The sequence below is a fragment of the Polyangium jinanense genome, assembly GCF_028435365.1.
Genome location: NZ_JAGTJJ010000040.1, coordinates 66,140 through 91,217 on the forward strand (window position 1 = coordinate 66,140; position 25,078 = coordinate 91,217).

At 69.5% G+C, this 25,078-nt stretch carries 18 protein-coding genes; 9 read left to right on the forward strand and 9 right to left on the reverse strand.

The features are described 5' to 3' along the window. Positions 1-32: 32 nt before the first annotated feature. The 5 genes from KEG57_RS39165 to KEG57_RS39185 are packed head-to-tail and all read right to left on the reverse strand — an operon-like array spanning position 33 to position 3,174. Complete coding sequence (locus KEG57_RS39165) at positions 33-866, reverse strand: nucleotide-binding enzyme (protein ID WP_272425225.1); 834 nt, start codon at positions 864-866, stop codon at positions 33-35. After that, on the reverse strand, positions 863-1,231 hold the full coding sequence (locus KEG57_RS39170; RefSeq protein ID WP_272425224.1) for an RNA polymerase sigma factor: 369 nt from the start codon (positions 1,229-1,231) through the stop codon (positions 863-865). Before KEG57_RS39170 ends, KEG57_RS39165 begins: the two co-directional genes overlap by 4 nt. Further along, on the reverse strand, positions 1,206-1,739 hold the full coding sequence (locus KEG57_RS39175) for an HD domain-containing protein (RefSeq protein ID WP_272459450.1): 534 nt from the start codon (positions 1,737-1,739) through the stop codon (positions 1,206-1,208). The genes KEG57_RS39170 and KEG57_RS39175 overlap by 26 nt, the downstream gene beginning before the upstream one ends. Positions 1,740-1,748: 9 nt before the next feature. Beyond that, positions 1,749-2,504: a glutathione S-transferase family protein gene (locus KEG57_RS39180; RefSeq protein WP_272425222.1), complete on the reverse strand. Its 756-nt coding sequence runs from the start codon at positions 2,502-2,504 to the stop codon at positions 1,749-1,751. 16 nt (positions 2,505-2,520) lie between these two features. Further along, positions 2,521-3,174, reverse strand: a complete 654-nt coding sequence (locus KEG57_RS39185; protein ID WP_272425221.1) for a methyltransferase family protein — start codon at positions 3,172-3,174, stop codon at positions 2,521-2,523. An 87-nt stretch (positions 3,175-3,261) separates the two neighbouring features. Here KEG57_RS39185 and KEG57_RS39190 point away from each other — a divergent pair, with 87 nt between their 5' ends. The 4 genes from KEG57_RS39190 (at position 3,262) to KEG57_RS39205 (ending at position 6,639) form a co-directional block, all read left to right on the forward strand. Next, positions 3,262-3,771, forward strand: coding sequence for a hypothetical protein (locus KEG57_RS39190; RefSeq protein ID WP_272425220.1), 510 nt, complete (start codon positions 3,262-3,264; stop codon positions 3,769-3,771). A 73-nt stretch (positions 3,772-3,844) separates the two neighbouring features. Continuing rightward, entirely contained in the window at positions 3,845-4,327 is a 483-nt protein-coding gene (locus KEG57_RS39195) for a DUF1579 domain-containing protein (RefSeq protein WP_272425219.1), read from the forward strand. 67 nt (positions 4,328-4,394) lie between these two features. Beyond that, positions 4,395-5,771 (forward strand): TolB-like translocation protein, encoded by a 1,377-nt coding sequence (locus KEG57_RS39200; protein WP_272425218.1) that lies wholly within the window; start codon positions 4,395-4,397, stop codon positions 5,769-5,771. 10 nt (positions 5,772-5,781) lie between these two features. Continuing rightward, positions 5,782-6,639: a hypothetical protein gene (locus tag KEG57_RS39205; protein ID WP_272425217.1), complete on the forward strand. Its 858-nt coding sequence runs from the start codon at positions 5,782-5,784 to the stop codon at positions 6,637-6,639. A 2-nt stretch (positions 6,640-6,641) separates the two neighbouring features. On the opposite strand, the gene KEG57_RS39210 is transcribed toward KEG57_RS39205, so the two are convergent. Continuing rightward, on the reverse strand, positions 6,642-8,258 hold the full coding sequence (locus KEG57_RS39210; protein WP_272425216.1) for a DUF8224 domain-containing phage-derived protein: 1,617 nt from the start codon (positions 8,256-8,258) through the stop codon (positions 6,642-6,644). Positions 8,259-8,462: 204 nt separating this feature from the next. Here KEG57_RS39210 and KEG57_RS39215 point away from each other — a divergent pair, with 204 nt between their 5' ends. After that, entirely contained in the window at positions 8,463-8,975 is a 513-nt protein-coding gene (locus tag KEG57_RS39215; protein ID WP_272459451.1) for a hypothetical protein, read from the forward strand. Between the two features lie 375 nt (positions 8,976-9,350). On the opposite strand, the gene KEG57_RS39220 is transcribed toward KEG57_RS39215, so the two are convergent. Next, entirely contained in the window at positions 9,351-12,662 is a 3,312-nt protein-coding gene (locus tag KEG57_RS39220) for a serine/threonine-protein kinase (protein WP_272425213.1), read from the reverse strand. Positions 12,663-13,389: 727 nt separating this feature from the next. On the opposite strand from KEG57_RS39220, the gene KEG57_RS39225 reads away from it, so the two are divergent. Beyond that, positions 13,390-14,832: a tetratricopeptide repeat protein gene (locus KEG57_RS39225; RefSeq protein ID WP_272425212.1), complete on the forward strand. Its 1,443-nt coding sequence runs from the start codon at positions 13,390-13,392 to the stop codon at positions 14,830-14,832. Between the two features lie 436 nt (positions 14,833-15,268). Then, positions 15,269-15,490, forward strand: coding sequence for a hypothetical protein (locus tag KEG57_RS39230; protein ID WP_272425211.1), 222 nt, complete (start codon positions 15,269-15,271; stop codon positions 15,488-15,490). On the opposite strand, the gene KEG57_RS39235 is transcribed toward KEG57_RS39230, so the two are convergent. Together KEG57_RS39235 and KEG57_RS39240 are read right to left on the reverse strand one after the other, a co-directional pair. Further along, positions 15,481-16,179 carry a hypothetical protein gene (locus KEG57_RS39235; RefSeq protein WP_272425210.1) on the reverse strand — a complete coding sequence of 233 codons (699 nt, stop codon included), beginning with the start codon at positions 16,177-16,179 and terminating at the stop codon, positions 15,481-15,483. The genes KEG57_RS39230 and KEG57_RS39235 overlap by 10 nt on opposite strands. Before the next feature lie 44 nt (positions 16,180-16,223). Continuing rightward, on the reverse strand, positions 16,224-20,426 hold the full coding sequence (locus KEG57_RS39240; protein ID WP_272459452.1) for a DUF2339 domain-containing protein: 4,203 nt from the start codon (positions 20,424-20,426) through the stop codon (positions 16,224-16,226). A 113-nt stretch (positions 20,427-20,539) separates the two neighbouring features. Between KEG57_RS39240 and KEG57_RS39245 the strand changes: the two genes are divergently transcribed. Then, complete coding sequence (locus tag KEG57_RS39245; protein WP_272459453.1) at positions 20,540-24,406, forward strand: serine/threonine-protein kinase; 3,867 nt, start codon at positions 20,540-20,542, stop codon at positions 24,404-24,406. A 48-nt stretch (positions 24,407-24,454) separates the two neighbouring features. After that, a complete protein-coding gene (locus KEG57_RS39250; protein ID WP_272459455.1) occupies positions 24,455-24,955 on the forward strand; it encodes a hypothetical protein in 501 nt (166 codons plus the stop codon). The last annotated feature ends 123 nt before the right edge of the window (positions 24,956-25,078 follow it).

The following is a 25,078-nucleotide window of genomic DNA, read 5'->3' on the forward strand; positions in this document are numbered from 1 at the left end:
CCGCCGAGCCATAACCGGGCCGAGAGGCGCTGTCAATCGGAGTACGCTTCGAAACCTGGGAGCGGATCGTAATCCTCGTCCGGCTCGTCCTCCGCGCCTTCCGGCCACGCCGCCTCGGCGGGCTCCTCATCGAGCAGCCCGTCGAATGGCCCCGGTAGCGGCGCATCCTCGTCCTCTTCCTCGGCGAGAATCTCGTCGAGATCGAAGACGGTCCCGTCGGCCTCGTATTGCGCCCACGCCTCGGGGTGCTCCGCGCGGAGGAGCGCTTCGAGCGCCGGGATCTTGACGCGCTGAATGGGCTGACCGTCGGTGCTGCTGCGAGGTCGAAACCGCAATTCGCGCCTCTCGTAGACCGTGAGCTCCACCGGGAAAACGTCTGCGACGTGATGGTGCACGTATTCGCGGATCTGGCCGAACTTGAAGATGCTCACCCGCTCCCGCTCGAAGCCCCACCCGAGGCCCGCGAGGTGGCGCTCGAACGCGTCCTCGTCGTCGGTGAAGACCTGGATGTCGATGTCGCTGCCGCGGCGGATGTGCCCCGTGCTGACCGATCCGATGAGGCGCGGCTCGAAGGGGCCGAGGGCGCGCATCACGCGGAGGGCGACGACACGCATGGCGAAAAGCCGGCGCGTGCGCCGTTCGCCCTCGGCGAGCTCGGCCATGGCGAGCAGCGCGTCGCGGATCTCGCCGTTCGAGGGCAAGTCCTGGGGCCGATACCGCAGGTTTTTCCCGCCCGCACGGCCGAGCAGACGCCTTGCTGCCATCCGTTTGGCCGTGAAGTATTGCTTGACGCCCTCCTCGTACATGAGGCGCGCGGCTTCCGTGGCGATCCTGCCGCGGAGCCCTCCGGTTCGTTCGCTGCTCATGTGGGGAAAGGACGCGCCACGAGCGGCGCGAGGGCGTCACGGAGCTTGCGAAGCGCGCCGCCGACGGTGCGGCCGCCGCGCCCGGCGCCATAGATACGTTTTTGCACGACCTGCTGCGTGACGCCGAGACGGCGTGCGATCTCGCCCTGGGACAGGCCTTCGAAAAAATACGCCTCGACGACCTCGCGCTGTTTGTCCGTCAAGACCGTTGCGACGGCGTCGCGCACGGCGTCGTGGAGGCGGAGGCGCGCCTCGGAAACCTCGTCGTCGTGATAGAGGTGACGAGACGCGTCGATGTGATCGAGGCTCGCGACCAAGCGGGCGCGGTGCCTTTTGCCGTCAGAACAGCTCCTTTCGTGGGTCATGGATGGGGGCGGGCTCGCCGCCGGGGTCGAGGAGGGAGAGATCTCGGCCGTCGAGGAGAATCGACAGCGCGTCTTCGGGTGACATCACGGTGGCGTGAGGGGAGCGACCGAGGACGTCCCAGCGGCGCAGGCGCTGGAGATCGGCGAGCGCGGCGGTCCCGCGTAGGCGGCGCTTGGTGGGCCCAGGGTCGTGCAAAAGGTCGAGGTGGTGGCGCACGAGCCAGACGATGCGGGGCGAGACGAGGCCGTCGAGCAGATCGGCGCCCAGCGCGTCGTGGTCAGGCGAGGATATCGCCTTTCCCACGTCGTGCAAGAGCGCCGCGGCCCAGAGCGCGCGGTCGGCGCATGCGGCGCGCGCGAGATCAAAGACCTGAAGGGAATGGTAGAGAGCGCAGCCCTCGGGGTGATACGCGGGGTTCTGGCGTATTCCGTCGAGGGCGAGTAGCAGTGGGAGGAGCTCGTCGTACATCACCGGGGCGCGGCGCTGGTGATCACGCCGCTCACCCACGGGACACGGTCACACCCACCGGCGATGGTTTTCGTAGAGCTCGTCGCGCCACTTGACGAGACGAGCATACCGCTCGGCGAGGTCCGGGTTGCTCCAGCCCGCGCGACCGCCGGGGCCCGTGGGCATGAACCGCTTGTCGACCGGGCTCACAACCTGGAGCACGAGCGCCATCGCGATGTCCGCATAGGAAAACGTGTCGCCGAGCAGATACTTCTGCCCTTCGGCGAGCGCCTTGTCGAGCGTCTCGAGCCCCTCCTCGGCCACCGCGCGGTGGGCCTCCGCGCCGTCGCGCATTCGATACTTCGCGACGAAGAGCTGCATCGCGCCGCGGCCGATCGGCATGAGCAGCGGCACGATCGCCTCCGGGGTCCCGCGCGGCAGGGCGGCCCTTCCGAACGTCGGATCGTCGACGAACTTGAGCATCATCATCGCCCGGAGCGCCGCGAGTGTCGTCTCGCTGCGGCGGTTCCAGGCCTCGACCTCGGCCTCCCGGCCCGCGGGGAAGAGCTTCGGCCCCGCGCCGACGGCGTCCGCGTGACGGGCGATGTCGAACGAATCGGTGAGGAGGGCGCCGCGATCGTCGAGGATCGGGACGGTGACGCGCCCCGTCGGTTTGCGGAGGAGGATGCGCAGCCGGAGCTCGCCCGCGAAGGGGTAGTGCTCGACTTCCTCGTACGAGATGCGGTGATGGTCGAGCGCCCAGCGGGCCTTCTCGGACCAGGGGGAGAACGAGATGCTGTAGAGCCGGGTCTTTTTGTTTTCCATTGGGATGCCGAGCATCCTACAGGTTGGGCGGGACGTCGAGCGAACGAATTGCGCTTGCGGCAAAACGACGCAGCCCGAGGCCCGGAACGAACCGACCCACGCGGAGACAGTATTCAGCGTATCGCTCGCCGTGCGTCCGGTGGAGGTAAGGTTCCTCGACGACACGCACCTGGAGCTCCACGGCCACGAAAAGGCAGATCAGGGAGACGAGCGAGAGCACGTTCGGCAGGATCAACGCGAGCCCCGTCCCCGTGACGAGCATGCACGAGAAGATGGGGTTTCGAACGATCCGGAAGGGCCCGTCGCTCACGAGCTCCGTACGCTCCGCTTCCCGGACGCCGATGCGCCACGACTTCCCCATCGCGACCTGCGAGGCATACGTGGCCAGCGTCCCGACGGCGGCCAGGGCGACGGCGCACCAGAACGCCCACGGCGGGAGCGCCACGAGGCTCCGCACGACGCCGGCGAGCTCCAGCACCGGCGCGAGCGCCCCGAGGACGAGGGCGAGCACGAAGAGCACGCCTCCGAACCACGAGGCCGAGCCGGGCCTGCCGGAAATGCCCTGGAAGCCGGACGATCCGGTCGTCCGGAGGTGCTGCAAGGTCCGGAGCCCGAAGGCGACGGTCATATAAACGACGAATAGAACCAGAGCGACGAACGCGGGTTGCATGAGCGGGCCTAGGCTTGGGGATCCATCGACGGCACGTCAAGCGAAATGACATTGACAGTCCCTCCCTTTCTTGTTTCTTTTCCCCCAATGGACCCCAACCCCACGAGCGAAGGAACCATCGTCCTCACGGGTCTCACGTCCCGCGGAGGCCTTTCGAACTGGGTCTTTTTCTTTTTCCCCGCGGAGATCGTGCAGTGTGACCTCGGCATCATGCCCGCCGTGAAGGCGGGCGCCGTGGCGGGGATCCGCGCGAACCTCGACGTCGTCGGCGAGATCGGTGAGACGACGTATGGTCCACGAGGACCGAAGGGCGGGTCGGCCGAGGCGTGGTGCGACGAGCTCGTGGGCAAAGCCAAACGTGTCGAGCGGCTTCCTTGCGAGCACGTCCGCGGCATACGCCTGCATCTCACGGCCATGGCGCACGAGCTGTACGTCACCGCGGACGAGGACAAACCACGGATGTTCAGCCTCATGAACCGGAGCGAGGCCGGAGAGGTCCGCGGCTTGCTCGAGGCTCGGTTCGGGCAGCGGTTCGTCGTGACGAAGTCTGCCGTGTTTGCCTTCTTCGAGCGGCACGCGCCGTTCCTGATGCGGTGAGCACATTTCCCGCATTGACGTCGGGTGCGGATCATGGTTTGACCAGGAACCATCGTCTCCAAGGGAGGTACGAATGAAGGTCGAACCGACGAAAGAGCATCTCTGGCTGCAAAAGCTCGTGGGCGAGTGGACGTACGAGCACGACGCGGAGATGGAGCCGGGCAAGCTCCAGAAGTTCACCGGGACCGAGGTCGTGCGGTCGATGGGCGACATCTGGGTTCTCTGTGAGGCGCGCGGCGCGGTGCCCGGCGGATCCACGAACCAGATGATGTGGACGTTCGGCTATGACCCCGCGAAAAAGGCCTTCGTGGGGACGTTCGTCGGCTCGATGATGGAATACCTGTGGGTCTATCACGACGGCTCGCTGGACGCGGAGGAGAAGGTGCTGACGCTCCACACCGAGGGCCCGGACTTCTCCGCTCCGGGCAAGATGACGCCGTACAAGGACATCATCGAGATCAAGAGCAACGACGAGCGCGTCCTCCGGTCCGAGATGATGGGCCAGGACGGGAAGTGGTCCGAGATCATGCGGCAGAACTATCGGCGGACGAAGTGAGCCGAGGGGACGATTGCGCGATCGTCCCTTACCTATCCCCGCGCACTCTGGTATCGTCCGGCGTGCCGTGAGGTTTCGGTTTTCGCATGTTGGATTTCTCGGCCTGATCTGGCTGCCCCTCGCCGCGTGCAAGCCCCAGGCAACGAGCCACGACGAGCAGGCCGCCACGACGAGCTCCGCGGCGTCGACGGCCAGCGCCGCCGCGCCTTCGCCGAGCTCTGCATCTCCCGCGCCGCCCGCGGCCGCGACTGCGGAGGGCACGGCGGCCCCGTACTTGCCACCGCCCGAGGCTTCCGCCGCCGCAGCGCCGCCCGAGGCGCCGCGCAAAACGATTGGCACGTTCGACGACTGGGTGAAGGGGTATCAGGGGATCGGCGGACCCGAGGCCCACAAGAAGCCGCCGCGGCTCGGGCTCGTCAAGGATCTCGGCCTTTCGTCCGGGCGCATCACGTTCACGCGCTCGGGTGATGTGTTCACGTATGATTTCGCGAAAGGCGCGGAGGCGCAGCTCACGCGAAAGTCACAGCGCAACGAGGCGCCCGTGTTTCTCGGGGACGGTCGCCGGATTGCGTTTCTCAGCAACCGCGACGGGATGGTCTGGCGCGTCTTCCTGATGAATGCGGATGGCACGGACCAGCGGCCGATCACCCGCAAGTTCGCCGGCGCGTACGGTTATCAGCCGTCGTTCGCGATCACCTCGGACGGCAACCGCGTCGCCTACATCGCGGCGACGAGCGGGTCGCCCGACGGGCTGTCGGAGGAGCTGCACCTCGTCGACGTGGCGAGTGGCGAGGATCATCGCGTGGGCGAGCCGGATTCTCTCGGTCATCCCGCGTTTTCCCCGAAAGGCGATATGCTCTACCTCGTCGCGGGAGTGTTCGAGGCGGAGCATCTCGCCTCCGTGGACGTCGCGACGCGGAAGTTCCGCAGTTTCTCGGACGCCGGCAATCACATGTTCAGCGGTGCCCGGCGGCTCGGGGATCGATTGCTGTTCTCGGCGAGCCCGACGGGATCGTTCTGTTGCCAGCGCTCCTCGCTCTACACGACGACCCCCGACGGCAGCGGCATTCGAGGATTCGGCTCGTTCTGGGTCGCGGGCTCGCTGCATCCGGAGGTTTCTCCGAAAGGAACGAAGGTCGCCGCTGCATGGTCCGTGCGCGAAGGCGGGTTCGGCGCCGATTACCGAATCGAGATCTCCGTGCTCGATGCGAACGGCAACGCCGAGCGCGCGCTGACCGACGCCTTCCCGCGCCCATTTTACAGCGCCCTCGAGCCCACCTGGGCGCCCGACGATCATCACCTCGCCTTCACGCTCTCGTTATGCCCATACGTGGGCTGCGAGCCGACGATCCGGAGCGTCGTCGTGGTCGACACCCGGGACACGAAAGCCGTCCCCGCCTTCATCGCGTACGGCGGCGGCGCCTCGTGGAGCCCCGTTCCCTGAGGCGCTGCGCATGGCCGGCGAAACCCTCTCGTTCCCGCGTGTGTACCTCCTGCGCGCCTCGGAAGCGCCGCGCGCGCTCGCCTTCATCACACACCGCCAGAAGTGCTGGTCGCTGCACCTTTGGGACCTCGACGCCCACCACGTCGAGCCCGGGGCCATGTTTTTCGGAACGCTCTACCCGCGACGCTGCGCTCTCTCGCCGGACGGACGCTATCTGCTTTATTTCGCGATGAAAGCGCCGGGGGATCCCGATTGGCCTCATCAATTCAGCGGCCTTTCACGCGCCCCGTGGCTCACCTGTCTGCTCGCCTGGCGCGAGGCCGGGACCTGGACGCGGGGCATGTTCTTCTCGTCCCGCGCCTCCGGCCGGCCGGAGATCCACGCTCGCCAGGACCTGCATCATGGCGCCGATGTGGCGGACCTTTGCCCGTGGAACATCGAGAGGATCGACGCCATGCAGCTCGCGGCCGAGCGGCGAATCGGGTTTGTCGAGGCCGAGGATTCACCGCCGCGGGATCCACGCGACATCTGGGACCAGCATCGCCAGGCGGTGCTCCAGAAGCGGCGCCCGGTCGGCGGCGCGCGCGAGGTGCTGCGTGTCGTGCAGGGTGGCTTCGACCAGGACGAGGGGCGGGTCGGGCGGTATCGCAACCACTATGGTCTCGTCGGGAACGATGGGCGGGAGATCCCGCTTTCGAACCACGTGTGGCTCGATTGGCTCGATCGAGATCACCTCTACGGTGCGACGCTGGACGGGCGGCTCGTGGTGTGTGCGCTGCGGAGAGGTGAGCTCGTCGAGACGTGGTCGCACGAGTTCGAGCGAATGCCGCGGCGGAAGCCGGCACCGCCTTTTGCGCGGCACTTTTGACCTCAATCCCAGCGATCGAGCTTGTACACGACGCGCATGCCGCCCTTTGAGGCCACGCGGAAACTCAGGTTCCAGGTCGATCCCTTGACCAGGCTGATCCCGCAAGCCTCGGCCGTGTCCTTGCCTTCGACGACCGCGCTCTGCGCGTACGCCTCCATCGTGGCGCGAATCTCGTGGTATTCGCTCCGCAGGTAACTCGGGAAAAACCCGGCGCCCTGCTTGTAGTCCCGATCCCGCGCGTCCTTCAGGATGAAGATCACGCCCGTACCGTGGTGCGTGAGGATCTTTTTCGGATTCCACATCCAAGGCTGCAAGGCGATGGCCGTGACCGGATGGTACACGTTGGGCTTCAGGTTCCAGCGCGCAGGCGGCGAGCCGTTCGCGTACACGTACGAGCTGACGCGGTTTCGCCGATCCTCGAAGTCCCATTGCAAGAGCGGCGGCGCGTCCGCGTGCTTGGCCGTGACCATCCCGATGTACGACTGGTTCGTCTCCGGGACGAAAAACTCGATATTCTCCGCCTCGGGGAGGACGGTCCGCGCGAATTTCTCCCACGTCATGGTGACAGGCGGGACGTCCATGTCGACGGCAAGCTTCGCCGCGGGCTTGAGGTGGTCGAAGACGCCCGGTTTTTGCCCCTTCGGCCTGGGCTCCTTTGGAACCCACAACGTCTCGATGTCGCCGAGCCGGGCGAAGCGCCGCTCCATCGCGCCAGCGCTCTTCAGCGCTTCCACGATCTTCTCGGCGCGCGCGAGGTTTCCGGTCGTCGGCGCCGCCTGCGGGCGCTGGTACTGGAGCGGGTGCATCTTCGCGGCGAACCGGCTCTTGACCTCCGCGAACGGCATGCCAGCCGCGAGGTCTTCGAGCAAGGTGCCGATCATGCTGCTGCGCACGTGGCAGAAGCCGGCCGGCGCACGGGCGACCGCGAGCCAGGTGAGATTTTCCCGCGCGCGGGCGTTTTTCGCAGCGGCACGCGTCTCGTGCAGCTCGAGCAGCCATTTCGCCACGCCGAGGACGGTCTCCGATCGATAGAGCGATTCGGTGGAGACGAGCTTGTGCGCCTGCTTGACGACGTCGATCGAGAACGCCTCGAGCCCGCGGAGAAGCGTCTCGTGATCCTGGCGCTTCTCCGCCATGATCTGCGCATTCGTCTTGATCAAGGTGGGCTTGTGGAGGAGGTCCTTCGAAGGCGTGACCGCGATGTGCTCCCACGCGCCCGTCTGCGGCGTTCCCCAAACCGTCTCGTCCGAGAGAAAAACGCCGTCGATCGGCGCCTCGGCCACAGCCTTCGCGAGCGCCCGGATCGCGCTCGTGTAGGGCTCGGGCGCAGTCTCCGGATCCCAGAGCGCAGACCGCGCCCTTCCATCGGAATCGACGACCACGATGCCACCGTACCGATTCACGAAGTGCCGGCAAGCGGCGCAGGTGTTGGTCTGCCGTAGCTCGGCCGGGACCGCGTCGAGGAAGACCTGGTAAAGCGCCGGCGTGCGCGTGGTGAACAAGCTCGGTTTGTCTTTGGTGCGTTTTCCGAAGCGCGCGCGAATCGAGGCGAGCAGGTCGTCGTAGTGGTCGTCGATCGAAGGAGCCGCAGCCGTCGGAGGAGAAGGAAGATCGGGCATGGTCGCGCTCCTGATGACACCGCGGCGCTCCGCCAATTGCAAGGGGAGAGCGCCCAGGCCGCTCGAAAGCGGCCGGCCGGTTGACGCTGCCCAAAAGGCCGCCTACCGTCGTGGTTCATGCGGTGGCCGCTCCTCTTGGCGCTCTTCCTCCTCGGCTGCGGGCCCTCCCCCGCCGCCAACGGGGCCGAATCCTACGCAGGATCGATGCCTGCCTCGGGACGCGTGATGCTCCACGGCGTGACCGTGGCCCCCTGCAAACTCGGCGGCGAGATCTGGGACGGCGTAGGGCAAATCGAGCCGAGCCAGATCGACCTCCTCGGCAATCTCCTGCGCGGGCGCGTGCCCTACGTGGAGATCGCCAAAGCCCTCGCCGCACCCGCAAACGAGGCACTCGACAAACCCGACGTGAAAGGGCGCGCAAAGATCGTCGGCCCCATGGAAAGCGCGCCCGTGCGTCTCACAGGCCAGTCCGATAGCTTCACCCCGCAATTCCAAGGGCCGCCGACATTCGAAAACGTGCCCTTCGACGGGAGCGCACGGCTCGCCGTCGAGCTGCTCGACGACGACATGGTCGACGACGACCCGATTGGCTCCTTCCAACTCGGCCCCGACGAAATGCTAGAGGCATTCCGCGCCGGAAACGTGCATCAAGTCCGCGTCGATTCACAAACGAACGGACAAGTGCTGTTCGCCGCGATTTCCGTCCTGGCCGACTGACGCGGGGCGGGGCGGAGCGGGGCGGAGCGGGGCGTCGCCCCGCACCCCAGCAGGGGGCTGTCCGCCCCCTGCACCCCGGACCAGGCACGGCCTGGACCGAGGGCCGAGAAACCGCGCGATGCGCGGTTTCTCGGACGGGCCCGGGCAAGACCACGAGCGGCGTTGCCAGCGGAAACAGCAGCGCTGCCCCAGCCTCGAGCATACACGTCGGTGCTGCTGGCAAGCCCGTCGCGGGTCTTGCCTCGGCCTGTTCGATGAATTGCGCATCGCGCAGTTCATCGACCCCGGGTCCAGCGCTTGCGCTGGTCCGGGTCCAGGGGTGGACAACCCCTGGTCGGGGTCCGGGGTGAAACCCCGGCGCAACGCCGTCGCCCTTCAAAGCGCCGCTGCGAACTCGCGACCGAACTCTATGGGGGATGGGCGCTCGGCGGGATCCCGCGTGGTGGCGGCCCGCAGGAGTTTGGCGATGGACGCGGGGAAGATGCGGAGACGCTCGGCGTCGTCGAATGGATCGAGACGCATGTGCGCGAGGATGCGGTCGCGGCCTGTGAGCTCGTCGAAAAAGGAGCGGCTCGTGGTTACGTTGTAAATGGTGCCGGCGAGCGCGTAGACGTCCGAGCGCGGGTCGAGCTCCACGGGATCCAGCACCTGCTCGGGTGCGATGTAGCCGGGCGTGCCTGCCACGAAGCGGCCTCCGACCTCGGGCGGGACGCGGATGGCCCGCACCATGCCGAAATCGATGACCACGGTCGAGAGCGGAGGCACGCGCCCGGGATCGCGGTGCTTCTCCGGGTCGAACCGTTCCCCGCCGGCGAGCGGCAGGCGCAGCCACAGGTTGGCCGGCTTGATGTCGCGATGCACGAGGCCTGCGCCATGCAGCGCTGCGAGCCCGGCGCAGGCGTCGAGCACGACCTGCCGGAGCTCGAAGAGCGTCATCGGGCGCGCTGCGGCGTATTGCTTGAGATCTGCGCCGATGAGGTATTCGAGCACGAGGAACGGCGCGCCCTCCGAGACGCCGCGATCGATGATGTTCGCGACGTTCGGGTGATACAGCCCGGCGAGCGCGTTGGCCTCCTCGACGAACGACGCGAGGATGCCGGCGCGCTCGGTCTCGTTGGCGCTGGCGAGCGCGTCGGCCTTGGGGATCTTCAGCACGAAGAGGCGGTCGGCGCCGGGCTTGCGCACGAGCCAAACCGAGCCGATCCCGCCCTCGCCGAGCGGCTTGACGAGCTCGTAGCCCTCGATGAGCTTGGGCTCTTTTTTCTTCGAGGTTGGCGGCGGCGGCGGCGTCCTGCGGATCGCGCCACGCACCGCGCCTTCGAGGAGTGCGGATGCGACGGGGCCGAGCGAGGCGAACCACACGTCGAGCATGCTGAGCTCTCGCGCGCGGATGGCGCGGGCGACGAGTGCGGCCACGCGGGGCGCGTTCTGCGTCGTGCGCGGCGGGAGCGTGTCCTCGTCGTCTTCGCTCGCTGCGTGCAGCGCCTTCACGGGATCCGCGAGCGCGGCCTGCAATCGATCGCCGGCGAGGACGAGCTTGATGCAGCGGATCTCGAGGTCGGGCTTCGGGCCCGCGGCCTCGTTGAAGTCTTCGAGCGCCATCGCGAGCTTCGTGAGCGCGCGGGAAAGCTCGGTGTCCTCGGCGTGCAGCGCGACGAGCGCTTCCTCGGCTTGGAACGGCCAGCCTGCGTCGGTCTCGGCTGACGAGACGGCCGTGCGCAGCGCCTCGGCTTGCTCGCAGCAGCGCGCGAGCGCGCTCGGGGCCATCATCGGCAGCGAGGTCGCGAGCTGACGCAGCATCGCGGGCCGATCGATGACGAGCGCCCACCACGCGGCGAACGGGCCGAGCCAACGGACGTCGTCGACCTCGCCGAGCGCCGTGCCGCGCGTCGTGTCCACGAGCCGCCAGAGCAGCGCCGACAGTGCGTTCTTCAGGGCGGGCGGGAACTCGCGCGAGCCGCTTCCGAGGCCTTCCAGTTTGCGCAGCCAGAGACAGGTGTCGTGCGCGGTTGGCCCGCGACCCGGACCGAGATCGCCGTCTTCGCCGCAAGCGTCGAGCGCGTACCCGCCGAGACGAACTGCCACGACCTCGAGCGCGAGATCCTCGTGCACGTCCGTCTTCTCGCCGCGCCGCCGCTCCGCGACGAGATCGAGGATCTCCGCGGGCGAACGGGCCAACGTCTTCCACGTCTCCTCGAGCTCGGGCTCGTCCACGGGGACGCCCGTTGGCCGCGTGGCGAGCAGCGGCCGCCAGAGGCGCACCGCGAACGCCCGCGCCGAGGATTCGAGCGCGTTCAGCGCGGCCGCACGCTGCCGAAGTCGGCCCCACCCGAGCGCGATGCGGCGCGCTTCATGGAACGTCGCCGCGAGCGAGGACGCGAACCGCGCGGCGCGCGCATCCGCCTCCTCGTCGTCGTACTGCGCGGCGAGGCGCATCAGGTTCTCCAAACCGAGCTCGAGATCGAGCGGATCTCGCTCGGCCCGGTCGATGACGTCCGTCACCGCGATGACCTCGATCCACCGGCGCGTCTCATCGATCGACGCGGCGCGCACGTATCGCGCCTTCTCGCGGAGCGCGCGGAGCGTCGTCTCGATCTCGGGTTCCTCCACGCCACGACGAAAGAGCGTCGCGAGCCCACGCGCGAGTGCGCGCGCGGCGATCGCGCCCCCGTCCCCTTCGAGCACCCGCCGGGCGAGGCGATCCCAGAGCGTCTTGCGCTCGAAGAACAGGTACGGCGTCGCCGCTGCGACCGCGGCGAGCACCCAGGCTTCCTCCTCGCGCGAGTCGAGGATGGCCACGAGCTGGCTCGCGAGGAACGCAAGCCGCTCGGCCGGCAGCGAGGCAAACGCGGTCGTCGCGCGTTGCCGGAGGACCACCGATTCTCCGAACACCCAGTCGAGCAGCGTGCCCTGGAGCTCTTCCATCACGCCCGTGAGGCGGCCGAGCGCGCGCGCCGCGTGCACCCAGACGAGCGGCTCGGGATGCAGGAGCAAAGGCTGCAGCACCTGGAGCGTGCGGCCGATGAGCTCGGGATCGGCCATCCGGGGCATGCCGCGCACGCTGATTTCGAGGCATCGCGCGGCGAGGACGCGTCCACGCAGCGCGCCGTGCGCGGGCCCGCGGACCATGAGCTCGAACGTCTCGGGTGATCCCCAGAGCCATGGCCCGAGCTCGGGAACCTCCAGCGCGCTCGCGCCGGCCTCCCAGATCAGGATCTCCAGCCGCGCGCGCACCTCGGCGTTCTCCGCCGACGCGAGCGCTTCCCCGTCGCCGAGGAGCGGCGCGCACGAGAGCGCGTCGAGCAGCGGCCCTTCGACGACCCGCGCGCGTGCGGCCTCGACGATCCGATCGCGGCCGATCGTCTCGGCGAGCGCCACGAGGATCGGGGCCATGCGTACGTCGCGCCGGAACGCGCTCGCCGCGCAGAACGAGAGCAGGACCTCGCCGGCTGGATCGCCGTAGAGCGCGGCGAGCGCGGCGATCTCCTCGGCCGAACGCGAAAGCTCCGGGAGCTCGCGCCGGAGGAGCTGCGCAGCGGCGCGCGCGTCCTGGGGCAACGCGCGTCGATCGGCCTCGCTCTCGCCTCCCGCGCGAAAGTGCGCGCGCACCGACGCCTCGAGCTCGGGGTTCGTCGCGTGGAGGCGCGTCAGGGTCGAGAGCGCGATCTGGATGTCTTCGGAGAGCATCAGCAGCCGGCAGAATACTTCTTTACGGCGTTCCGTTCAAAATACACACGGCTTGGCCGGGTGAAACCTTGTTCCAGGAGTGCGTCGTTCGGAACCAGATGCGACGGCGGGAGCGCGGAGGCGGGACGGAAGGAAGGATCATCTGGAAGGAGACCGTCGTGACGGTCATTCGCACGCGGGGCCGCCCGAAACCCTCCTACCATGCGTGGTGCTCGCAATCGATCTCGCGCTCGCCGTGATCATGTGGTCTCATCTGGGAGGCGCTTCGCTGGGGCGTTGCCCCAGGCCCCACCCGGGGCTATCCACCCCGGGACCCGGACCAGCGCAAGCACTGGACCCGGGGTCGATGAACTGCGTTTCGCGCAGTTCATCGAACAGGCCGAGTCAAGACCAGCTACGACCCTGCCAATCAAAACAGCCGCGCAGCCATTTCGACCGGCATCGCCGTCCTTGGTCTTGCCACCGGCCCGTGGAAGAACTGCGCAACGCGCAGTTCTTCCATCCCGAGTCCAGGGCTTGCCCTGGTTCGGGTCGAGGGGCGAACAGCCTCCGCGGGGCCCGGGGCGGCGCCCCGGCGCGGCGGCCCCAAGAAGAGACTCTCGCCCCAAGGCGCGCGGGGGCGAGCGCGTCTCACGCGGAGGCCACGGTCCGGCGCTTTCGCCGCGTGGGTACGACGGAGGAGCGGCACATGCAGAGGGATGCATCGAAATCGGGCGCGAGACGCAGCATGACGATCGGAGCGGCGCTGCTCGCGGCGCTCGCGCTCACGGGGTGCGGCGCAAGCGTTCCCACGGCGCCCGTGACACCCGAACCCAATCCCCTCCTCCCGCATGCCTCGAACGAATCCGCATCCCCCACGACGGCCCTCCGGTTCCGCGATGGCCTGCTCGCGCTCGCCCGACAGGACGCCACGCAGACGCGCGACGAGGCGAGCTGCAGGGCCGCCGCGGCGCATTTCACGACCGCCGCCGACAGCCGCGAGAGCGCCTCGATCCGGGCCCGCGCCCATTACAACGCGGGCGTGGCCTACCAGCGATGCAAGCTCGATCGCGAGGCGCGCGAGCAATTCGCGAAGGCGCTCGCGGCGGAGCCCACGTTCCACCGGGCGCGGGCCGAGCTCGCGCTCCTGGATTTCGCGGCGTCGGGCGGAAAAAACTTCGACGCGGCGATCGCCGAGCTGACGCGGGCCGCCGTCGTCGACGCGCAGTTCAAGGACGCGACCTCGCTCGTGCACCTCGGCGTGCTGCACCTGAAACGAGGGCGCGAGACGCCCGACGCGGACGGGCTCACCGATGCGCAGCGCGCAAAGAAATACGCGCAGAGCGCGCTCGCGGTCGATGATCGCGCCTTGCCGGCGTACAACCTCCTCGCGCTCATTCACCTCGGAACGGCCCAACGCAAAGCCGAGGCGTCGCGGACGCGTGGCTCGCTCGACAAGAAGAAGCTCGACACGCAGGTGCTCGAGCTCGCGGCGCTCGTGTGCTCGCAGGCCATTCGCAAGGATCCGCGATATGCGCCGATTCACAACACGGCCGGCATGATCCAGGTCGAGCTCGGGGATTTCACGGCGGCCGCGCGTTCGTTCGACGAGGCGCGGAGGATCGATCCGTCGTTCTTCGAGGCGCACATGAATTTCGCCGCCGTAAACCTGCGCTTCCGCGGCTTTTCGCCGGCCGAACGAGCGTACCGCGCGGCGCTCGCCTTGCGGCCAGACGATTACGACGCGCGCATCGGACTCGCCCACGCGCTCCGTGGCCAGATCGACGACGGGAACATGACGCAGAAGGTCGCCGAGGTACAGCGCGAGCTCGCGAAGGCGAAGCAAAGCGCGCCCGAGCGGCCGGAGGCCTATTACAACGAGGGGATCCTCACGCAGGAATATGCGGAGATCGCGGGCTCGGAGCAGCCTGGGCTCGCGTCACGCAAGGCCAAGGAGCTCTTCGGCGTCTTCCTCCAGAAAGCCGGGACCGATCCGACCTACGCGGACGCGGCGCGGCGCGCGCGCGAGCGAATCGAGGAGATCGAGCAGATCGAGGGCTTCATGGGGCACGATCGGAGCATGACGGCGGCCGAGCGAAAGGCCGAGGAGGCCGAGCGAAAGAATCGAATGGCCGAGGAGGAGGCGCGCGCGGGGGAGGAGGAAGCGCCGAAGCCCGCGACGAACCCGTGAGGAATCAGCCAGCGCGATCAGGTCGAAGCCGCTGCGCTGGGGCGTTGCCCCAGGCCCCACCGGGGCTATCCGCCCCTGGACCCGGACCAGCGCAAGCGCTGGACCTTTTATGGAAGAACTGCGCATCGCGCAGTTCTTCCAAGGGGCCAGGGGAACTGCGTTGCCGGCTGAAAGGCCAGCGCTGCTGTCTTGATTGGCAGGAGCGCTCGTGGTCTTGACTCGGCCTGTGCGATGAACTGCGCATCGCGCAGTTCATCGTGCCGGGTCCAGCGCTTGCGCAGGCCCCGGGTCCAGGGGCGGACAGCCCCTGGTCGGGCCCGGGGTGAAGCCCCGGCGCGGCGCTTCCAGCTCGATACGAACGGGCCCACGTTCTTGACGCCCGCTGCAAACCAGCGGATGCTTCAGAAGCCGCATCATACGAGCCCAAGGTCCACCGATGAGCACGACCATTCGCCCCGTTCGCAGCGACAATCCCGGTGGGAGCTCGGAGCTCTCCGTGGAGGAGCAAAAAGAACGGCTGCGCGGCGAGAACAAGGTCTGGCACATTGGCCGCACGGGCCGCGACGACAACGATCCGATGGCCGGCCTGAACGGGAGCAAGGTCGATTTGACGCGCGTGCTGCGGGGTCGCAGGTTGCGCGGCGACCGTCAGCGATAACCACCTTCCCAGGCCGCCGCCGCGGCTTCCGTGAGGCGCGCCGCGAGGACCTCGGCGTCGAGGCCGGCCTCGTGCTCTGTCAGGATGAACGTCTCCCCTTCCCGCGTCGTCGCGACCCAGGGGAGCTCGTCACCGCCCACCACGTCGTCGCGGCTTCGCACGAGCACGAACACGCCGCGCCCGTCGAGATCCCGCGCGAGGGCCACGCCGCGCAGGATTGACGTGGGAACGTTGACGTCACGGCCACGGACGCGCAGCGAGACGAAATCGGCGGAGATGTTTTCGAGACGAATGGGCTGATCATGGCGGACGTCCGCGACGACCCCCTTGTCGTGCACGAATCCCACCGCCGCGCCGGCCACACCGGCGCCGAAGAGCATGAACCCGAGGACCACGAGCTCCGAACCGAGCGCGCCCACGGCGATCGCCCAGACCAGGGCCACGAGGACCAGAACGAACGCAAGGACGCGGATTGCCGCGCCGAGCCGGATCCGCCGCACGGTGCCGGTCTCCTCGATGGAGAGGCCCAGCATGACGAGCCCGAGGCCCACGACGGGCAGGCCCGGCGGGGACAGGATGAACGACAAGAACCCGCCCCGAGCCGCGGAAAACGCCGTCGCCGCGAGCCCGAAGGAGGAAAACGCGTACGAGAGGGCACGCCCCTGCGAGATAAGAAAAAAACGACGCACGGCGGGCCGAAGGTATCACGGCAAAGGTAGGGGGCGCGCTGGAATCAGCCTGGTTTGCCCTCGTCCGCGGCGGCCGCGTTGCGGAGGAGCCGAATCGCCCAGAACGAGAGCGCGAGCAGCACGACCGCGAGGCCCGCGCCGAGCACCGCCCGGTGCCGCTCCGTGAATGGCAGCGGCGCCGCGCGCTCCGCTTCTCCCAAACGAGGGTTTGGCAGGACAGGCCCCATCTTCGCTTCACGCGGCGCCTCGGCGCGATCGGCGCGATCGAGGATCGCAGCGAGATCGTAATACGGCGCGGTGGCGGTCCGATCGCCGACATAAAGCCGGTGCTCGCCGGGCGTCGCCGCGCGAAAGACGATCTCGCGGGCACGCACCTCGCCACGCGCGCCGCGGATCACGAGCGGCGGCGAGTCTTCGTCGTGGATCAGGAGGCGGAAATACCGCTTGCGGGTCTCCTCGATCGGGAGCCGCATCGACTCCAACACCACGCCCGGCCGCGGCGTGATCCGATACAGCACGCCGCCGCCCACGGCCGGCCAGACCTCGCGGAAGCTCGTCGCCGTGACGTCGACGCGACGGCGGAGCTCGGTCGTCCCCACGTCGAGCGTGATCGCCTGCATCGGTACGCCCTCCGCGCCCGCGTCGAGCGTGACGATCGTGGAGCGCTCCGCCTCGTCGCGCCGGATCTCCTCGATGCCGAGCGGCACCTCGGAGAACGCATTCGCGCCGTCGTTCGCGGACGGGCAGCGGAACGAGCCCCCCGCGATCGAGAGCCGCCCGCCGGCCTCGGCCGCGTCTGCGGGCAGGAGCGTCACACGCACGAGCCGCGCTTCGGACTTCGGGTACGGGATCTCCACGTGCTCGACCGTGCCGCGCTCGTGCCGGATCCGGTACACGTACGGCCCCTCCGCGACCACGCCGAGCGCATCGCGGCTATCACCCGTCTCGACGCGCACGCGCCGGAGAAACGTCTCGCCGGTGACATCGAGCAGGAGCCGACAATGCGGTGTCGACGCGGGCAGCCGAAACGTCGCCACCGCCGCGCCGCTCTGCAACCACGCGGGATCCAGAAGCTCGCCGGGCACGTACGGCGCGAGCCGATGCATCGGGATCTCCGACACGACCCGAGGCACCTCGCGGCCGGCTTCGTCCACGAGACGCACGTCCGCGAAGAGCTCGGCGGACGTGCTCGCGCGGTAGAGCGCTTCGTCCACCACGAGCCGATGATCCCCGGCGGCGTCGATGCCCGTCACGGCGCGCATCGACGCGTACTTGCCGACCGGGAGCAGCCGCGGCGCGAGCTCCTCTGCGTCCACGCGTGAGGCGACGAGCAGGATCACAAGCGCGGAGCTGCCCGTGCGCATCAGCGCGATCAGGCGATCGCTGAAACGCGCGTAGAGAAAGCCGCCGGCGACGAGGAGCGCGCCGACGCCGGTGAGCAGGAGGATCTGGTAGATGCGCTCGACGCTCCAGACGTCCCAGACCACGAGCTTGGCGACGGCGAGGAAAAACAAGGCGAGCCCCAGGTATCGATGAAGCGCGCTGCGGGCCGCGAAGCCGAGCGCGAGCAGCGCCGCGGCCGCGACCGAGAGCACGAGCGTGGTCGTCATGGCGAGCCTGCCCTGCTGAGACTCCAGCATGGCCGTGAGGCGCGCGGCAAAGGCCGCCCACTCGGGCGCGTCGAGAGGCACGGGCGGAGGCGCGGGGAGCGTGGTCACGGCAGTGCGCACCTCCAGCACGGCGAGTGCGATCCAGAGCGCATGGCCCCCGATCGCGGCGATCCCGGCGGCGAGGTTGAGCGACGCACGCGCCTCATCGTTTGCGGCCGCTGCACGCTTGACCCCCGCGGCGAGCAGGTACGCCGCGACGAGCAGCGAGAGGCTCGTGCCCGCGAGGCCCGTGGCGCGCGGGCTCCGGAGCAAGGGCACGGAGAGCACCCCTTCCCTGCCCTGCGTCTCGAGGAACCGCTCCATGAGCGCGTGCGTGCCCCACACGTCGAGGGCGACGAGGCGAACGAAGGTCGCGAAGAACAGGAGCGACGCGACCACGAGCCACCCCCACTCTCGCGAGCGCGCCGCGATCGCCGCCGCGACGCAGCCGAGCGCGGCCCACAGCACGGTGATCGTGGCGCCTTCGAGCCCGAACGCGAGTGCCGCTGCGAAGAGGCCGAGCGCGAGCCCCGCGAGCACGGACAGGCGCACGCTCGCCTCGGGCCTTCGGCGCATGATCCACGCGGCGAGCGCGAGATCCGCGGCGCCCGCTGCCGCCGTGATCAGCGCGCGGAACGTCGGCACCTCATCGCTCGTCGAGGCGAGCGTGGCCGCGACGAACGCGAGCGTGGCGAGCGACCCCGCCAACACAGAGCTCCAGCGGACGGGCTCGGCGGCGCGGAGCGCGGCGAACCCGACGGCCACGAGGTGCACGAGCCCGAAGACCACGAGCGCGCCGAGGAACGCCGGAGACAAGGGCAGCGCGGGCACCGCCTCTCGCACGACTCCTGCGGCGATCGCGATCATGAGCGACGCGAAGCCCACGGCGGCGAGGTGCAGCGCGCCGAGGCGAGCCCGCAGCGCGAGCGCGGCGGCGGCGGCGCTTCCGATCGAGACGAGCACGACGAAGATCGCGGGCTTCGCGGGCAAGAGCTGCACCGCGGCGAGCACGACGAACAGCCCCGCGGCGACGCTGCCCGCGATCGCCGCGCCGGCCGGCAGCGGATCCTGTCGGAGGACCTTGCGCACGAAGCCCACGACGTACACGGCCGTCCACCCGCCGAAGAGCGCGACGAGCCCGAGCCTTTGATCCGCGGGGACATCCTGGCTCACGACGAGAAAGACCACGAACGCCGCGGCCATGGGCACGGCGAGCAGCTCGGTCGCGCGGAGCGCGCCGAGGAGCGCGATCGCCGCGATCCCGAGCCCGATCGCGAGGACGGAGAGCACCCACACGTGATCGTGGAGCAACATCGCCGCCCCCGCGTGCGAGAGCGTGAGCGCGGCGAGCGCGAAGAGCTTCGCATCGAGCAATCGCTGCGTGCGGCGGTCGAGGTAGAGCGCGACGGCCGACCACTGCGCGGACGCGAGTCCAACGAAGACGAGCGGCGCGAGACGCGCGGTCAGGCCGTGATAGGGCCCGAAGCGCGCTTCGGGCGGCACGTCGCTCCACGCGGGCGCCGAACCGTGGATGTCAAAGTATTTCGCGTACCAGCCAAGGAAAAGCGCGGCCGATCCCGGCACGACGAGCGCGGGCACGAGGCGGAAGCCGCCGCGCAGCGCGACCCCGAGGGCCATGGAGCCGAGGAGGAGCAGGTAGCCGAAGAGCGCCGCGGGTCGGTCCTGTCCGGTCGAGAGCACGACGGGGTTGGCGAGGCCGGCGACGAGGACGAGGACGAGCAGCGACTCGGCGCGGTGGCGGAGCGAAAGCCCGGCGCCGAGCGCGAGCACGAGGGCCACGGCGACGAACGCCGCGGCCGGCGGGGCGAGCTGGTAAAGCGCGACGCTCGCCCAGAGCGACGCGACGAGCGTGGCGAGGCCGATGCCGGAGAGGGCGTGCACGAAGGCCGGGCGGGTCTTCGGCCGGAGAAGCTCCGCGGAGGCGAGGAGCACGACGCCGAGGACGGCGCCGAGAACGACGCGGCCAGTAGGCCCGATCCAGGCGTTGTCGACGGCGTACTTGAAGAAGAACAGGGCGCCGAGGAGGAAGGCCGCTGCGCCGATACGCGTGAGCCACGTGAGGCCGAGTTGTTCTTCGAGGGAGGGCGCGGGCTCCGTGGGAGGTGCGGAGGCGGGAGCAGGAGCGGAGGCGGCTTCCCGCGAGGCATCCGTCAGTCCTGACGGGTGGGCTGCGGCTTCCCGCGAGGCATCCGTCAGTCCTGACGGGTGGGCTGCGGCTTCCCGCGAGGCATCCGTCAGTTCTGACGGGTGGGCTGCGGATTCCCGCAAGGCGTCCGTCAGGTCTGACGGGTGGGCTGCGGCTTCCCGCAAGGCGTCCGTCAGGTCTGACGGGTGGGCTGCGGCTTCTCGCAAGGCGTCCGGCAGTTCTGACGGGTGGGCTGCGACCCGGTGCTCGACCGTTTCCACCCGCGCGAGCCGCCTCTCCAGCTCCGCGACGCGCGCCTCCCGTGCGTCGAGCCTCTCTTCGAGGTCCTTCACGCGCGCCTTCGCCTGCGTGGCCAGGAGCAACGCGAGGATCGGTGTGGCCAGGAACAACCCCACCAAGCCCAGGCCGAGCAGGACGAGGAGCGCCTCCATGAAATGTCCCTACCACGCCCCCGGCGCGCGCGGGTCCACGGTCACCTTCACACGCGCTTCACGAGCCTCCGCTTGGATCCCGGAGGCTCCCGGGTCAGAATCCAAGTTCGCGCATGCGCCCTGGGGACATCATCGGTGAGCGCTTCCGTGTCGAGCGCCTGGCCGGCGTGGGCGGCATGGGGGAAGTGTATCGCGCCGAGGATCTCCAGACCGGAAACGTCGTCGCCGTGAAGCTCCTCCGTGCGTCGGAGCGCTCGAACGCCGAACGGCTCGCGCAAGAAGCCCGCGTGCTCGAGACCCTCGGCCACCCGCACATCGTGCGTTATGTCGACCACGGCGTCGCCGACACGGGCGCCCCCTGGCTCGCCATGGAGTGGCTCGAAGGCGAGAGCCTCGCCGCGCGCCTCGGCCGCAAAGGTCTGCGCCTCGAAGAGTGCATCACCCTCGCCGTGCGAGTCGCCGACGCCCTCGCCACGGCCCACGCGCGCGGCGTCGTGCACCGCGACATCAAGCCGAGCAACCTCTTCCTCGAGCGCGGCGAAATCGATCGCGTAAAAGTGCTCGACTTCGGCGTGGCGCGAGACCGAGGGCGCGGCCGCTTGACCCTCACAGGGACCATCGTGGGCACGCCGGGCTACATGGCGCCCGAGCAAGCGCGCGCCGACAAGGCCGGCGTCGACGCGCGCGCGGACGTGTTCTCCCTGGGCACCGTGCTCTTCGAGTGCCTCACCGGGCAGCCCGCATTCGATGGCGAGCACGCGTTCGCGATCCTGGCAAGCCTCCTGCTCACCGAGGCCCCGCGCGTGCGTGACCTCCGTCCCGATGTGCCCGAGGCCCTCGACGATCTCGTGGCCCGGATGCTCGCGAAGGACGTGCAAAGCCGGCCCTCCGACGCAAGCGCGGTCGCGCGCGCGCTGCTCTCGCTCGGGCCCATGGAAGGCAACGCCACGGTTGTCCACGCGACGTCGGCGGAGGTCATCACCGACAGCGAACGGCAGCTCCTCAGCATCGTCGCCGCGCTCCCGCCCTCGCTGCCCGATGGCAAGGAGGCGCCGTCGCGGTTTTTGCCGCGCGACCGCATCGCGGCCATCGAGCAGGAGATCGCGCCGCTCGGCGCCCGCGTGGAGGAGATCGAAGGCGGCGCGCTGCTCATCGGCCTCGTCGGTCGCGGCAACCCCACCGATCAAGCCGCCCGCGCGGCCCGCGCCGCGCTCCGCCTGCGCGCTCTCGCCCCCGAGGCCCGCATCGTGCTCGTCACTGGGCGCGAGGAGACCTCGCAAGGGCTCGCGCTCGGCTCGATCTCGAAACGCGCCGCCGCGCTGCTCGACCTCGGCGAAGAGGCAGGCGCCGTGCGGATCGACGCCTCGACGCAGGCCCTGCTCGACGTGCGCTTCGACGTGAGCGCGGGCGCGGACGGCATCTTCCTCCGCGGCGAGCGCGAAGTCGGCTCGGGCACGCGCACGCTGCTCGGCAAGCCGAGCCCCTACCTCGGCCGCGAGCGCGAGCTGCGCAGCGTGCGCGACTTCCTCGAAGAGGGCCTCGACGAAGGCAAGCCACGCGTCGCCCTCGTGCTCGGCCTCCCGGGCATGGGCAAGTCACGCCTGCGGCACGAGCTCGTCGAGCAGCTCCGCCGCGGCGCCGTGGAGCCCGCGGTCGCCATCGGCCGCGGCGATCCGATCGGCGCGGGCTCGGCCTTCTCCATCCTCGGCTCCGCCATCCGCACGATGGCCCAGATCGGCATCGGCGAGCCCGTCGCCTCGCGCAGGCACAAGCTCGAAGCGCTGATCGCGACGTACCTCGCCGGCGATGATCTCCCCCGCGTCACGGCGTTCCTCGGCGAGATGGTCGGCGCGCCCGCCAGCGACGACCGCCCCGACCTCCGCGCCGCGCGCCAGAACGCCGCGCTCATGGCCGATCGCATCCGCGAAGCGTGGCTCGACTTCGTGGAGGCGCTCTCGGTCGTGCGCCCGCTCGTCGTCGTCCTCGAGGATCTGCACTGGGGCGATCGCGCCTCGATCAAGCTCGTCGACGCGGCCCTCGCGATGCAGGGCGAGCGCCGCTTCGCCGTGCTCGCGCTCGCGAGGCCGGAGCTGCACGATCTCTTCCCGAAGATCTGGGCCGATCGGGAGCTGCTCGAAGTGCGCCTCGGCGAGCTCGGGCGCCGCGCGGCCGAGCGGCTCGTCCAGCATTTCCTGGGTGAAATCATCTCCGAGGAGGAGATCCAGCGCCTCGTCGATCGCGCCTCGGGCAACGCCTTCTACCTCGAAGAGCTCATCCGCGCCGTGGCCGAGGGCCGCGGCAGTGATCTGCCCGAGACCGTGCTCGGCATGGTCGAGGCGCGCCTCATGTCGCTCGACCCCGAGGCGCGGCGTGTCCTCCGCGCGGCCAGCGTCTTCGGCCAGTCGTTCTGGTGGGGCGGCGTCGCCGCGCTCATCGGCGACGCGTCCATGCCGAACGGCCGCGTCGGCTTGCTCGATCGCCTCTGCGAGCGCGAGCTCATCGTGCGCCGCCGCGAGAGCCGCTTCCTCGGCGAGGAGGAATACGCCTTCCGCCACGCGCTCGTACGCGAGGGTTCGTACGCGATGCTCACCGAGCGTGATCGCCGCCGTGGCCATGCGCTCGCCGCCGAGTGGCTGCTCGCGTCGGGCGAGACGGATCCGACGATCCTCGCCGATCACTTCGAGAGCTCCGGCGACAAGGAGCGTTCGGCCGAGTTCTTCGCGGCCGCGGCCGAGCTCGCGCTCTCGGCCGGAGATTTTTCCGCTGCCGTGAGCTTCACGGAGCGTGGCCTCGTGGCGAGTCCGCGCGCGGACGTCGTGGCCCAGCTCCGCGCGATCCGCGCCGACGCGTTGAACTGGACGAGCTCCTCCGCGACGGCCTACGAGGCGGCCATGGAGGCGCTCGACAGCGCGAGGCCCGGTACCAAGGAGTACGCCCGCGCGCTCGGGGCCGCCCTGGGCAGCGCTTTGCTCCTGCGCAAGAAGGACGCTCTCGCCTCGCTCATGGACGAGCTCTACCGCATGGAGCCCGTCGAGGACGCCGTCCCCGCGGTCTCGTTCGCCTACAGCTCCGCCGTCATCTCGCAGCTCGTCATGGGCCAGCGCGCCATGGCCGAGCGCTTCTTGCACCGCATGGAGCAAGTCTTCGGCCCCTTCTTCGCCCGCGATCCGTCCGTCGCCGGCTGCTTCGGCTACGCCCGCGGCTACTGGCACAGGGTTGCCGAGCAGGATCCGTACATCGCGCTCGGCATCGAGCGCGAGGCCATCGCGAACTTCATGGTCTCGGACGATCGCCGCTTCTTGCCGCTGCTCCGCGCCCACGTGGGCCTCGACCTCGTCCTGCTCGGCGCGTACGACGAGGCGGAACGCGAATTTGATCTCGCCCTCGCGGCCGCGCCGGCCGACAGCGTCTCCGCGCTCCTCGCCGGCTGTTTCCGCGCTGCGCTCTTCCTCGAACGTGGCCGGCTCGAAGAGACCATCACGCTCGGCACGGCCGTCGCGGACGAGGCCGCCGCGCACAGCGAAGGTGTGATCGGCGTGAGCGTGCAGTACTTCGTGCTCGAAGCGCACCTGCGTCGCGGCGACCTCGACGCGGTTCGGCGCCTCCTCACGGCCGTCGCGCCCCTCGTCGAGATCCTCCCGCTCGGGCAGATCTGGTCGCTCGCGGGCCATGCCGCGGTCGCGCTCGCCGAGGGCCGCCTCGAGAGCGCCCTCGAGCTCAGCCGAAGCGCACTCGCAAGGACGGCCGAGATCGACATGAAACACACGAGCGCCCACGCGCGCATCCTGCTCACGCGGGCCGAGGCGCTCTGGGCTGCCGGCAAGCACGGCGAGGCCCGCGCCGCCATCGAAGACGCCCGCGCCGAGCTCCTCGCCCGCGCCGCGCGCATCCCGGACCCGGCTTACGCACGCACCTTCCTGGAGGCCGTCCCGCTGCACACGCGGCTCCTCGACCTCTGGAAGGCTTGGTGCGGCGTCTAGAAACGGCGCCCGCATTGCGTCCGCACTGGCGCCCGGTACCTTCGTGGTATGCGCCGAAATCTCTTGCCCCTTCCCCTTGCTTTTGCCCTCGTCTCCCTCGCCTCGCCGGCTGCGCGCGGAGGCGAACCGCCAGGCTGGGTGCCCAGCGACACCGCCGAGGACCTCCCGCCGCCGCCGCCTGCGCCGCCGCCCCCGCGCCCGGGGCCCACGACGTACACCATCGAGCAGAGGGAGCTCTCCGAAGGTCCGACGAAAATGGCGAGCCCGCCGGCGTTTTACGTCGGGACGATCCTCGCCGGCGTGGGCCTGCTCGGCATCGTCACGGGCCTCGTGATCCGGGCGGATCTCCCGGAGACCGAATGCACGAACTGCCCCGCCGAAGAGAAACGTTCTGCCTCGCTCGGCCTGCTCATCGGCGGCGGACTCGGCATGTTGATCGGCATCCCGATCGCCGCGGTTGGCGGGCGAAAGATCCCGGACGAACCGTCGTGGGCGCGCCCGAAGGTGTTCATCTCTCCGCGCGGCGGCGCGCTCCAGTGGACGTTCTGAACGTCGCTCCGCCCTCCGATTGGTGAATTCGTCTCTACGTCTCCGCCGCACCTCGAAATGCCTTTGCACCCGGGACGTCGCGCCCCGGGACGAACCCAAATGCCCGAAAATGCCCGTCTCTCC

Bases quoted from the DNA above. Each gene is read 5' to 3' on its own strand.
- KEG57_RS39165 (WP_272425225.1), bottom strand. From the start codon at position 866: ATGAGCAGCGAACGAACCGGAGGGCTCCGCGGCAGGATCGCCACGGAA.
- KEG57_RS39170 (WP_272425224.1), bottom strand. From the start codon at position 1,231: ATGACCCACGAAAGGAGCTGTTCTGACGGCAAAAGGCACCGCGCCCGC.
- KEG57_RS39180 (WP_272425222.1), bottom strand. From the start codon at position 2,504: ATGGAAAACAAAAAGACCCGGCTCTACAGCATCTCGTTCTCCCCCTGG.
- KEG57_RS39185 (WP_272425221.1), bottom strand. From the start codon at position 3,174: ATGCAACCCGCGTTCGTCGCTCTGGTTCTATTCGTCGTTTATATGACC.
- KEG57_RS39190 (WP_272425220.1), top strand. From the start codon at position 3,262: ATGGACCCCAACCCCACGAGCGAAGGAACCATCGTCCTCACGGGTCTC.
- KEG57_RS39195 (WP_272425219.1), top strand. From the start codon at position 3,845: ATGAAGGTCGAACCGACGAAAGAGCATCTCTGGCTGCAAAAGCTCGTG.
- KEG57_RS39205 (WP_272425217.1), top strand. From the start codon at position 5,782: ATGGCCGGCGAAACCCTCTCGTTCCCGCGTGTGTACCTCCTGCGCGCC.
- KEG57_RS39210 (WP_272425216.1), bottom strand. From the start codon at position 8,258: ATGCCCGATCTTCCTTCTCCTCCGACGGCTGCGGCTCCTTCGATCGAC.
- KEG57_RS39215 (WP_272459451.1), top strand. From the start codon at position 8,463: ATGCCTGCCTCGGGACGCGTGATGCTCCACGGCGTGACCGTGGCCCCC.
- KEG57_RS39220 (WP_272425213.1), bottom strand. From the start codon at position 12,662: ATGCTCTCCGAAGACATCCAGATCGCGCTCTCGACCCTGACGCGCCTC.
- KEG57_RS39225 (WP_272425212.1), top strand. From the start codon at position 13,390: ATGACGATCGGAGCGGCGCTGCTCGCGGCGCTCGCGCTCACGGGGTGC.
- KEG57_RS39230 (WP_272425211.1), top strand. From the start codon at position 15,269: ATGAGCACGACCATTCGCCCCGTTCGCAGCGACAATCCCGGTGGGAGC.
- KEG57_RS39240 (WP_272459452.1), bottom strand. From the start codon at position 20,426: ATGGAGGCGCTCCTCGTCCTGCTCGGCCTGGGCTTGGTGGGGTTGTTC.
- KEG57_RS39245 (WP_272459453.1), top strand. From the start codon at position 20,540: ATGCGCCCTGGGGACATCATCGGTGAGCGCTTCCGTGTCGAGCGCCTG.
- KEG57_RS39250 (WP_272459455.1), top strand. From the start codon at position 24,455: ATGCGCCGAAATCTCTTGCCCCTTCCCCTTGCTTTTGCCCTCGTCTCC.